The sequence below is a fragment of the Pseudomonas sp. CFBP 13719 genome (assembly GCF_014842095.1).
In the GTDB taxonomy this organism is placed as follows: domain Bacteria; phylum Pseudomonadota; class Gammaproteobacteria; order Pseudomonadales; family Pseudomonadaceae; genus Aquipseudomonas.
On record NZ_JACYVB010000009.1, the window covers coordinates 180,848 to 191,552 of the forward strand.

General features: G+C 63.9%; 9 protein-coding genes and 1 riboswitch. Of the genes, 5 read left to right on the forward strand and 4 right to left on the reverse strand.

The window, feature by feature from the left end; all coding sequences use genetic code 11:
- The first annotated feature begins 144 nt into the window (after window positions 1-144).
- Both pta and IFT57_RS23355 read left to right on the forward strand, forming a co-directional pair.
- Complete coding sequence (gene pta / locus IFT57_RS23350; RefSeq protein WP_192152813.1) at window positions 145-2,241, forward strand: phosphate acetyltransferase; 2,097 nt, start codon at window positions 145-147, stop codon at window positions 2,239-2,241.
- Between the two features lie 10 nt (window positions 2,242-2,251).
- Window positions 2,252-3,130 (forward strand): acyltransferase, encoded by an 879-nt coding sequence (locus tag IFT57_RS23355; protein ID WP_192152814.1) that lies wholly within the window; start codon window positions 2,252-2,254, stop codon window positions 3,128-3,130.
- Between the two features lie 55 nt (window positions 3,131-3,185).
- On the opposite strand, the gene IFT57_RS23360 is transcribed toward IFT57_RS23355, so the two are convergent.
- The 3 genes from IFT57_RS23360 to IFT57_RS23370 form a co-directional block, all read right to left on the reverse strand.
- Complete coding sequence (locus IFT57_RS23360; RefSeq protein ID WP_122475182.1) at window positions 3,186-3,884, reverse strand: OmpA family protein; 699 nt, start codon at window positions 3,882-3,884, stop codon at window positions 3,186-3,188.
- A 144-nt stretch (window positions 3,885-4,028) separates the two neighbouring features.
- On the reverse strand, window positions 4,029-5,903 hold the full coding sequence (locus IFT57_RS23365; protein WP_192152815.1) for a DUF1302 domain-containing protein: 1,875 nt from the start codon (window positions 5,901-5,903) through the stop codon (window positions 4,029-4,031).
- A gap of 97 nt (window positions 5,904-6,000) precedes the next feature.
- Window positions 6,001-6,630: a LysE family translocator gene (locus tag IFT57_RS23370; protein WP_192152816.1), complete on the reverse strand. Its 630-nt coding sequence runs from the start codon at window positions 6,628-6,630 to the stop codon at window positions 6,001-6,003.
- A gap of 147 nt (window positions 6,631-6,777) precedes the next feature.
- Between IFT57_RS23370 and IFT57_RS23375 the strand changes: the two genes are divergently transcribed.
- The 3 genes from IFT57_RS23375 to IFT57_RS23385 all read left to right on the forward strand — a co-directional run bounded on the left by IFT57_RS23375 (window position 6,778) and on the right by IFT57_RS23385 (window position 9,616).
- Complete coding sequence (locus IFT57_RS23375; protein ID WP_192152817.1) at window positions 6,778-7,737, forward strand: 2-hydroxyacid dehydrogenase; 960 nt, start codon at window positions 6,778-6,780, stop codon at window positions 7,735-7,737.
- Between the two features lie 48 nt (window positions 7,738-7,785).
- The gene (locus tag IFT57_RS23380) at window positions 7,786-8,781 is read left to right on the forward strand and encodes a class I SAM-dependent methyltransferase (RefSeq protein WP_192152818.1); all 996 of its coding nucleotides are present in this window, start codon (window positions 7,786-7,788) and stop codon (window positions 8,779-8,781) included.
- Between the two features lie 42 nt (window positions 8,782-8,823).
- A riboswitch (yybP-ykoY riboswitch) is annotated at window positions 8,824-8,941 on the forward strand.
- Window positions 8,942-9,031: 90 nt separating this feature from the next.
- Complete coding sequence (locus tag IFT57_RS23385) at window positions 9,032-9,616, forward strand: TMEM165/GDT1 family protein (RefSeq protein WP_192152819.1); 585 nt, start codon at window positions 9,032-9,034, stop codon at window positions 9,614-9,616.
- A 101-nt stretch (window positions 9,617-9,717) separates the two neighbouring features.
- Here IFT57_RS23385 and IFT57_RS23390 read toward each other — a convergent pair whose 3' ends face one another.
- Window positions 9,718-10,539: a M48 family metallopeptidase gene (locus IFT57_RS23390; protein ID WP_122715185.1), complete on the reverse strand. Its 822-nt coding sequence runs from the start codon at window positions 10,537-10,539 to the stop codon at window positions 9,718-9,720.
- Window positions 10,540-10,705: the final 166 nt, after the last annotated feature.

Consider the following 10,705-nt stretch of genomic DNA (forward strand, 5'->3'; position numbering starts at 1 on the left):
GTCGACCGGACACAATGCGCGCGGCCTTTAGGCCTGCTGCACGCATCTTGAGGTTATGACTGCCCACGGCGCGATTCGTTTCTACTTGCGGGCTGTGGCGTGATGCTTGTAGCGTGCAGCCCGAAGCTCACCCGAGAAGCTCGCATGCAAACATTTTTCATCGCGCCGACCGATTTCGGCGTCGGCCTGACCTCCATCAGCCTGGGGCTGGTGCGGACCCTGGAACGCGCCGGCCTGAAGGTCGGCTTCCTCAAGCCCATTGCCCAGCCACACCCCGGCGATCAGGGCCCGGAGCGCTCGACCGAACTGGTGGCCCGTACCCATGGCCTGCAACCACCCAAGCCCCTGGGCCTGGCCCATGTGGAGCGCATGCTGGGCGATGGTCAGCTCGACGAATTGCTTGAAGAGATCCTGACGCTGTACCAGCAGGCTTGCCTGGGCAACGATGTGGTCATCGTCGAAGGCATGGTGCCCACCCGCCACGCCAGCTATGCCGCCAGGGTCAACCAGCACCTGGCGAAAAGCCTGGATGCCGATGTGATTCTGGTGTCGAGCGCCGAGAACGAAGTGCTCGCCGAGCTTTCCGGACGGGTCGAGCTGCAGGCGCAGTTGTTCGGTGGCCCGCGTGATCCGAAGGTGCTGGGCGTCATCCTCAACAAGGTGCGTACCGATGAAGGCATGGACGTCTTCGCCGCCCGCCTCAAGGAACACTCGCCCCTGCTGCGTGGCGGCGATTTTCGCCTGCTCGGCTGCATTCCCTATCAATCCGACCTGAACGCACCCCGCACGCGTGACGTGGCCGAGCTGCTCGGCGCCCAGGTGATCAACGCCGGTGACTACGAGCAGCGGCGGATGAACAAGATCATCATCTGCGCGCGGACGGTGCTCAATACCGTGCAGCTGCTCAAGCCGGGGGTTCTGGTAGTTACCCCGGGCGACCGTGACGACATCATTCTGGCAGTGAGCCTGGCCGCCATGAACGGCATGCCCCTGGCCGGGCTGCTGCTGACCAGCGATACGCTACCCGACCCACGCATTCTCGAGCTGTGTCGGGGCGCCTTGCAGGCCGGCCTGCCGGTGCTGTCGGTGAGCACGGGCTCCTACGACACTGCCACACGCCTGAACCAGCTGAACAAGGAAATTCCGATTGATGACCGCGAACGTGCGGAGATCATCACCGATTTCGTCGCCGGCCATCTGGATGCCCAGTGGTTGCACCAGCGCTGTGGCACCCCGCGCGAACTGCGGCTGTCACCGGCGGTGTTCCGTTATCAGTTGATCCAGCGCGCGCAACAGGCCGACAAGCGCATCGTGCTGCCCGAAGGTCACGACCCCCTGACCATCCAGGCGGCCGCCATCTGCCAGACGCGCGGCATTGCACGCTGCGTGCTGCTGGCCAAGCCGGCCGAGGTGCAGGCGGTTGCCAGCGCCCATGGCATCGCGCTGCCCGACGGGCTGGAGATCCTCGATCCCGACCTGATCCGCGGTCGGTACGTGGAGCCGATGGTTGCGCTGCGCAAAAGCAAAAGCCTGAACGCGCCCATGGCCGAGCAGCAGCTGGAAGACAACGTGGTGATCGGCACCATGATGCTGGCCCTGGATGAAGTGGATGGTCTGGTGTCAGGCATCGTCCATTCCACCGCCAACACCATCCGCCCGGCCCTGCAGCTGATCAAGACCGCGCCCGGCTGCAGCCTGGTGTCCTCGGTGTTCTTCATGCTGTTCCCCGATCAGGTGCTGGTGTATGGCGACTGCGTGATGAACCCGCACCCCAGCGCTGCGGAATTGGCAGAAATCGCCCTGCAGAGCGCCGACTCCGCCGAAGCCTTCGGCATTGCCGCGCGGGTGGCGATGATCAGCTATTCGAGTGGCAACTCTGCCAGTGGCGAAGAAGTCGAGAAGGTGCGTGAGGCCACCCAGCTGGCCCAGGAGATCCAGCGCGACCTGCTGATCGACGGCCCGCTGCAGTACGATGCGGCCGCCAATGAAAACGTGGCGCGCCAGCTGGCCCCGGACAGTCGGGTCGCCGGCCGCGCGACGGTGTTCGTGTTTCCCGACCTGAACACCGGCAACACCACGTACAAGGCGGTCCAGCGCAGCGCCGATTGCGTGAGCCTGGGGCCGATGCTGCAAGGGCTGCGCAAACCGGTCAACGACCTGCCGCGTGGCGCTCAGGTCGACGACATCGTCTACACCATTGCCCTGACCGCCATCCAGGCCAACCGCACCATCGACCTTTAGGACCCTTCCCTTGAAAACCCTTACCGGCCTGTGCGCCGCACTGTTGCTGGCGCTGAACACCATCGTTTGCTGCACGCCGCTGTTCGTCGTCAGCCTGATCAAGCTGTGCCTGCCGTTCGCGGCGGCGCAGCGTGTGACCGACGAACTGATGCGCCACATCCACGAAGCCTGGATCAGCAACAACAAGGCCTGGATGAACCTGCTCGGCGGTATCCACTGGAAAGTCGAGGGCTTGCAGGGCCTGGACTACCAGCATTCCTACCTGGTGACCAGCAACCACCAGAGTTGGGTCGATATCCTGGTGCTGCAATACGTGCTGAACCGGCGCATTCGTCCGCTGAAGTTTTTCCTCAAGCGCGAGCTCATCTGGGTGCCGGTAATCGGCCTGGCCTGGTGGGCGCTCGGCTTCCCGTTCATGAAGCGCTATTCCAAGGCCTATCTGGCCAAGCATCCGGAAAAGAAAGGCGAAGACCTGCTCACCACGCGCCGCGCCTGCGCCAAGTTTCGCGGCAAGCCGACCGCCATCTTCAACTTCGCCGAAGGCACACGCTTCACGCCGGCCAAGCACGCGGCGCAGGCATCACCGTTTCGCCATCTGCTCAAGCCCAAGGCCGGTGGCATTGCCTTCGTGCTCGATGCCATGGGCGAGCAACTGCAGTCGATGGTCAACGTGACGCTGTTCTACCCCCAGGGTGCTCCCGGCTTCTGGGATCTGCTGTGCGGTCGGGTGGGCGAGATCCATGTGCTGTTCGAAGAACTGCCGATTCCCGCGCAGTTCATCGGCCACAGCTACGATCAGGACGAAGAGTACCGGGCTCGGTTCCAGGCCTGGGTCAACGCGCTGTGGACGCAGAAGGACGCGACGCTGGAACGACTCGAAACGGACTGATCGCCCACAAAAAATCCCGCTGCCAGAGCGGGATTTTTCATGGGCGAGCCAGGGGTTACTGCTGCGGGTACTGCTGGCCTGGAATCGGCTTGAGGTTGACTTCGACGCGGCGGTTCTGGGCGCGGCCATTGGCGTCGGCGTTGCTGGCGATTGGCTGGTCGGGACCTGCGCCGCGGACCGACAGGCGTGAGCCATCGACACCCTGCGAAGTCAGATAATTGCTGACCGCCTGGGCCCGTTGCAGCGACAGGTCCATGTTGTGCTGGCGGCTGCCGGTGCTGTCGGTGTAGCCGACGATCTCGATGTTGTTCTCGTTGAACTGCTTGAAAGAATTGCCCAGGTTGTTCAATGGCGAGTAGAAGCTGCTGGAGATATTCGACGAGTCGGTGGCGAAGGTGATGTTGCCCGGCATGATCAGCTTGATCTGATCGCCCTGGCGCTGCACTTCGACCCCGGTGTTGGCCATGCTTTCACGCAATGCCGCTTCCTGGCGGTCGGCGTAATAGCCATAGCCTGCCGAAGCGGCACCTGCCACGGCAGCGCCGATCAGGGCACCCTTGCCACGGTTGTTGTGGTCGATGGCGGCACCGGCCACGGCACCGGCCAGTGCACCCAGCCCGCCATACTTGGCGGTCTTGCTGATGCCCGAAGAACCCTGGGCCTGGCCCTGGTTTTCATACGGATTCTGCGACGCGCACCCGGACAACAGGGCGATGGCAGCGGCGGCAGTGATCAAGCGACGCGAGGTAAACATGGGCAACTCCTACTACAAGGCGGAAATCTGCAAAACAGAATGCGGCGGGTCATGGACCTCTGACTGCTTTGGACGGCAAAACCCGGGAAAGATTCCCCACACCGGGCCGACCAGGCTCGACGCCTGCGGCTTGCAAAGAGCCGCTTAAAAATGCACGCCGAAGCTGAGTTCGAGGAAGTCGCGGTCATCCACCGTGGTGTACTTGCCGTCGAAGAAGTTGGTGTACGACAGGCTCGCCGTGTAGGTGTTCTGGTACTCGGCGTCGAGCCCGAGGCTGACCGCCTTGCGACCTTCCTCGAAGTTGCCGCCGGGGCTCGGCGAATAGCCGGACACATCGTGCGACCACGCCACGCTGGGGTGCAGGTTGATCCCGGCGAGCACGCTGTTGTAGTCCCAGATGGCACGGGCGCGATAGCCCCATGCGGTGCTGGTGGTGAAACCGCCGTCGGTGCAGTTGCGCGAACGATTGCTGGTCGAGGCACCTGGACCCGCAGCGGCCAGGGTAGCGCTGTTGAGCAGGGTTGCGCAGGTGTCCAGGCCGTTGGTGGCGGGCAAAGCGCCAGGTCCATGCACCGCGTCGCGACCGTAGCGCATGCGCGAACTGCTCTCCAGGCCACCCACGTGGGTGACGCCCACCTCGCCCACCACCGTCAACCGGTCTGCGCCCATGACCCGATCGAAAAAATGCGTCAGGGTGGTCTGCAGCTGGGTGATTTCCTTGCGGCGGTAGCCCTTCAAGTCCTGGCCGGGGGTGCCGTCGAGCAGCGACGCATTGCTGTAGGTGCCGCCCAGTGGGCGCACACCGGCATAGAGAATGTCGGTGGTGTTGAGCTGCACCGGTGCATTGGGCCGGTAGCTGACTTCGCCACTCCAGGCGGAGCCGGTAGCCAGCGTGGTGGAAAAGCTCAGCCCGTAAAGGCGAATGTCTTCGGGGTAGTCGTAGAAGTAGCCGGAATTGCCGGCCACCAGCAACGGCCCCAAAGCCCCGGCGCGCGACGCTGCCGCGTAGGTCGTGGTCGATGCCCCGGTTGCGTTGAACATCGGCGCGCGGCTGTGATAGTTCATGAAGTAGGCACCGAACTCGGTGTCCAGTGGGTCGTAGTTGTAGTGCAGCGCCACGCCGAACTGGCCGCTGTCGCGTGCATCGCGGTCTGCACCACGGCGCACCAGCACGCCTTCCTCGTTGACGTCCACACCGGCAGCGGCAAGCCCTGGAAGAGCGGCAGCCGGCAACCCCGAGCGCTCGCCCAGCACACGCAGGTTATCGCTGCAGCCATCGGCGGTAACGTCTGCCTGGGCGAAGAACGTGCCGCAGTTGTCAGCCACCGTCTGGTCCCATTCGAGCTGGTAGAAGGCCTCGGCCGAGAGATTGTCGGTCAGGCTCTGCGAGACGTAGAACAGATTGACCGGGACCAGCCCTTCCTTGATCTCGGCACCGGGTCGGCGCAAGGCCGAGACGTCAATCGGGTTGAGGGCATTGATGCCATTCTGGATGAAGGTGCTCTCGCCCCAGTTGACCACCTGCTTGCCCAGGCGAACGGCGCCTGGCTGATCGCCGATGGCGTAGTTGTGGTAGACGAACGCGTCGAGAAGCTGCGCGCCGGAGGACTGCGCGGCCTCCTTGCGGTTGGCGTCGCTGATGTCCTTGAAGGGACGGCCTTCGTCCTTGAGTTCGAAGTCGTACCAGTACTTGCCGCGAATGAAGACGCCGCTGTCGCCGTATTTCAGTTCCAGGTCGTGCATCCCCTTGAAGACCTTGGAAAAGGTTTCACCCTTTTTGAAGTTCAAGCGACCGTCGTCGGCGGTCTGCGACAGGCCTGCGCCACCATTGTTGACGCCGATCAGGTTGCGGTTTGCCCCGGCCGTGGACCAGCTGGCGCCGACCGACAGCGAGGTATCGAACTGACCCTCGATTTCGCCGATGTTGAAGCTGACGGCAAGCGCCGGCCCGGCGAGCGTCGCCAAACCGACTGCCAGGGGTAATCTGCCCCGGCGACAGGGCAGGTGTACTGAATTCATCGACGCTGTTCCATTTTCGTGGTGGTGCTGGCAAGAGGCGCTGCGCGGCCATTATAGCCAGCCAGGAGCGATATCCGAGGCCAGCGCGCGGCAGGTTTCAGCGGATTTCGCTCAGGGCGATCTTCACGCCCAGCGCCACCAGGACCACGCCCATGGCACGGTCGAACCAATGCCCCATGCGCGCAAAGCCTTCGCGTATCCGGCGCTGACTGAACAGCATGGCCACCAGGCAGAACCACAGCGCCGTGGCCAGCGCCAGATACACGCCGTAACCGGCCTGGACCGGCAGCGGCGTGTGCGGACTGATCACCACGGTAAACAGGGAAAGAAAGAACAACGTGGCCTTGGGGTTCAGGCCATTGGTCATGAAACCGGCCATGTAGGCGCCCTTTGGCGTGCGCTCAACCGGCGCGGCGCTGTCGGCCTGCACACCGACCGCGGCCGGCTTGGCGCGCAGGGCCTTGAAACCGATGTAAAGCAGGTACGCCGCAGCGGCCCACTTCAGCACATTGAACAGCACGATGGACTGGGACACGATCAGGCCGATCCCCAGCAGTGAGTAGCCCACATGGACGAAGATGGCCGTGCCCACCCCCAGCGCGGTCCACAGACCGGCCCGGCGCCCGTGGCTGACGCTTTCGCGCACCACCACCGCAAAATCCGGACCCGGGCTGGCCACCGCCAGCAAGTGGATGAAGGCAACGGTGAGAAATTCGGTCCAGTACATGACGGCAGGCTCCAGGCGCGGCAGATGCAAACGCGGTGATTGCAAAAAACAGCCCCGGACGCTACCTCAGGTCAGCAGGCCAGGGCCACAAGATTTTCATCCAGCAGCTATGGTAGAACATCCACATCCACTTCAAGAGGTTCACCCATGCCCGCCACCCGTGCCGCCTTCCTCGACTACAGCTCCCTGGACCTGGGTGACCTGGACCCTGCCGCGCTCAAGGCCTGCTTCGAAGACCTGCAGCTCTACCCCAGCACGACGCCTGAGCAACTGCCCGAGCGCCTGCGCGGCCTGAACGTGGTCATCAGCAACAAGATCGCCCTGGATGCCGCAACCCTGCAGGCAAGCCCGGACCTCAAGCTGGTACTGGTGTCGGCCACGGGCACCAACAACGTTGACCTGGAAGCCGCGCGCAAGCTGGGCATCACCGTGTGCAACTGCCAAGGCTACGGCACCCCTTCGGTGGCCCAGCACACCTTGATGCTGTTGCTTGCCCTGGCCACCCGACTGCCTGACTATCAGCGCGCCATTGCGGGCGGCAAATGGCAGCAGGCCAAGCAGTTCTGCCTGCTGGATTTCCCCATCGTCGAACTGGAAGGCAAGACCCTCGGCCTGCTGGGCCACGGCGAACTCGGTGGCGCGGTTGCCAGGCTGGCCGAAGCCTTCGGCATGCGTGTGCTGTCGGGGCAGATTCCCGGCCGCCCGGCACGCGCCGATCGCCTGCCGCTGCATGAGCTGCTGCCGCAGATCGACGCGCTGACCCTGCACTGCCCGCTCAACGAGCACACCCGACACATGATCGGCGCACCCGAGCTGGCGTTGCTCAAGCCCAGCGCCTTTGTGGTCAACACTGCGCGCGGCGGCATCATCGACGAGCAGGCCCTGGCCGATGCCTTGCGCCGCGGGCACCTGGGCGGCGCGGCCACCGACGTGCTCAGCGTCGAGCCACCGGTAGACGGCAACCCGCTGCTGGGCGACGACATCCCACGCCTGATCATCACCCCGCACAGTGCGTGGGGCAGTGTCGAGGCGCGCCAGCGGATCATTGGCCAACTGGCAGAAAACGCCACGGCGTTCTTCGCCGGCCAGCCCATCCGCAGCGTCTGAAACCGGCCCCGGTCTGCTAGAATCCGCGCTTTTGCCAGGAGCCCTCCCATGGACCCGCGCAGTGAAGTGCTGCTTCGTCAGGCCAGTTTGTTTCAAGGTCAGCTGTTGTTGGCCGGGCTGCCTGCCGACGACCTCTTCGGCCAGCTGCCGAACGCCGCCGGCTGGTGCTGGCATGCCGGCGACCAGGCAGCGCTGGAGGCACGCTTCGAAGGCCGCAGCCATTTCGGCGTGAATATTCCCGAGACGGCGTTCGAGGGTGCAGTGCTGTTCCTGCCCAAATCCCGTGACCTCACCAGCTACCTGCTCAATGCCCTGGCCTCCCGCTTACAAGGGCGCGAGCTGTACCTGGTCGGCGAGAAGCGTGGCGGCATCGAGGGCGCGGCGAAGCTGCTGCATGCCTTCGGCAAGCCGCGCAAGCTGGACAGCGCACGGCATTGCCAGCTCTGGCAGGTGACGGTCGAACAGGCACCACCGGCCGTGGATCTGGAAAGCCTGGCGCAGCGCTATGAGCTGCAGATTGCCGATGAGCCGTTGACCGTGGTCAGCCTGCCGGGTGTCTTCAGCCATGGTCGGCTGGACCGTGGCACCGAACTGCTGCTCGATCACATCGGCGGCCTCCCTCGCGGCCATCTGCTGGACTTCGGCTGCGGTGCCGGCGTGATCGGCGCCAGCCTCAAGCGGCGCTACCCGGACAACCAGCTGACCCTGCTCGATGTCGATGCCTTTGCCACGGCCAGCAGCCGCCTGACGCTGGCAGCCAACGGTCTGGATGCCGACGTCATCACCGGCGACGGTATCGACGCCGCGCCGCTGCATCTGGATGCCATCATCAGCAATCCGCCGTTCCATGCCGGGGTGCACACCAGCTACCACGCTGCGGAGAACCTGCTGGAAAAATCCAGCCAACATCTGAAAAAAGGTGGCGAACTTCGCTTGGTAGCCAACAGCTTCCTGCGCTATCAACCGCTGATCGAAGGTGCTTTCGGGCGCTGCCAGACGCTCTCCGAGGGACGCGGTTTCAAGATTTACAGGGCTGTCAAATAGCGAAATATTTTCTTGCCCTATCGTCATCGCCTAGGCAGAATCCGCACCGTCCTAGGGGAGTAGTCTCCCGCGAGCGCCAGCTCGCATGGCACGCGTCAACATACTTGGCCCTCAGGCCATGGCGCGTGCGACCCAGCGGCCGCACAGACGGCCCGGGTTTGACAAGACCTATGACACGCACACCTTACCCGGGGCGGGGAGGCTGTTCGTGTCATAGCCGTGTCGACCCGCCCCCATAGGAACGCTCCTGATGTTGGAATCCCTGCTTGTCCCTACCGGGCTGGTGGCCTTGGCCGAAATTGGCGACAAGACCCAGTTGCTCGCGCTGATCCTTGCGGCACGCTTTCGCAAGCCCTGGCCGATCATCGCTGGCATCGTCGCCGCAACCCTGGCCAACCATGCGGCGGCAGGTGCAGTGGGGGCCTGGTTCAGCGGCTTCTTCTCCGACGCTGCCTTGCACTGGATCCTGGCGGCAAGCTTCGCCGCGACCGCTCTGTGGACCCTGATACCGGACAAGATCGACGACGACGAAGCCACCACCGCACGGCGCTACGGGCCGTTCATGACCACGCTGATCGCGTTTTTCATCGCCGAGATCGGCGACAAGACCCAGGTCGCGACGGTGATGCTGGCAGCTCAGTATCCGCACCTGCTGATGGTCATCATCGGCACCACGCTGGGCATGTTGATTGCCAATGTCCCGGTGGTGCTGGCGGGCAATTTTGCCGCCGACAAGTTGCCGCTGACGCTGATCCGCCGGCTGGCTTCGGGGGCGTTTTTCATCCTGGCGTTCGTTGCGGTGTATCAGGCGATGAAGGTCAGCGGCTGGGTATAAAAAGTGCGGGGATCGGCGGCGCGGCTTTCGCGGCCGCTGACCGCTCCTACAGAGGTTGGCGTGGGAGCGGTCAATGCCCGCGAATCAGACGCCGCGATACATCAGGACTTCTTCGCCTGTTCGTACAACGGCATGACTTTGGGAATGGCCGCCTGCAATGACGATATCCGGCTGGCTGAGGCCGGGTGCGTGCTCATGAATTCCGGTGGCGAGTTGCTGCCCGCCGCTGCCGTCATTTTGTTCCACAGGGTGATGGCGGCATTGGGGTCGTACCCCGCGCGCGCTGCCAACTCCAGCCCGAACAGGTCGGCTTCGTTCTCGTTGCTGCGGCTGTTGGGCAAGGTCAGGCTGTAGTTGACCACGGTATCGGCCAGCTTCAGGCTGTCTTCGCCCAGCCCCAGCAGCGCCCCTGCCCCGTTGCGTGCCATCTGGATGCCGTAGGCCTTGGACATCGACTCGCGGCCGTGCTCACGCAAGGCATGCGCGATTTCATGGCCCATCACGGCGGCGATCTCGTCGTCGGTGAGTTTCAGTTTGTCGATCAGGCCGGTGTAGAAGATGATCTTGCCGCCGGGACCGCAGTTGGCGTTGAGCTCGTCGCTCTTGATCAGGTTCACTTCCCATTGCCACTGTGCCGAATCCGGACGCAGCTTGGGCGCTTGGGCGATCAGCCGATCGGCGATGGTCTGCACGCGCTTGGCTTCGGCGCTGGTCTTGTCGAGCACGCCCTTGCCGCTGGCCTCGGTCAAGGTCTGCTGGTAGGACTGGGCGTACATCTTGTTCACCTCGTCGGTGGACAACATGCTGAACATGTATTGCTTGCGCTCCACACCCACCGCGCCTGAGCTGGTGGTGTTGACGGCCTGACAACCGGCCAGCAGAAGGCTGACGGCCAAGGTGGCCGGAATGAAGAACTTGCCCATTTGGACTCTCCTGGGAAACCTGGCGGGTATCCTACACGGTGAGTATCGGACACGACACCTGCGCAAGCAGTCCGGCCGATGCACTGCGGTGCCTGTTTCGCGGCCGATGACCGCTCCTACAGTTGCTCCGCGCAAACCCGTAGGAGCGGTCCGTGGCCGCGAAACA

Excerpts from the sequence above, each read along its gene's own strand:
- IFT57_RS23380 (WP_192152818.1), top strand. The coding sequence starts at position 7,786 with ATGGACCCGCGCAGTGAAGTGCTGCTTCGTCAGGCCAGTTTGTTTCAA.
- IFT57_RS23360 (WP_122475182.1), bottom strand. The coding sequence starts at position 3,884 with ATGTTTACCTCGCGTCGCTTGATCACTGCCGCCGCTGCCATCGCCCTG.
- IFT57_RS23365 (WP_192152815.1), bottom strand. The coding sequence starts at position 5,903 with ATGAATTCAGTACACCTGCCCTGTCGCCGGGGCAGATTACCCCTGGCA.
- pta (WP_192152813.1), top strand. The coding sequence starts at position 145 with ATGCAAACATTTTTCATCGCGCCGACCGATTTCGGCGTCGGCCTGACC.
- IFT57_RS23370 (WP_192152816.1), bottom strand. The coding sequence starts at position 6,630 with ATGTACTGGACCGAATTTCTCACCGTTGCCTTCATCCACTTGCTGGCG.
- IFT57_RS23375 (WP_192152817.1), top strand. The coding sequence starts at position 6,778 with ATGCCCGCCACCCGTGCCGCCTTCCTCGACTACAGCTCCCTGGACCTG.
- IFT57_RS23390 (WP_122715185.1), bottom strand. The coding sequence starts at position 10,539 with ATGGGCAAGTTCTTCATTCCGGCCACCTTGGCCGTCAGCCTTCTGCTG.
- IFT57_RS23385 (WP_192152819.1), top strand. The coding sequence starts at position 9,032 with ATGTTGGAATCCCTGCTTGTCCCTACCGGGCTGGTGGCCTTGGCCGAA.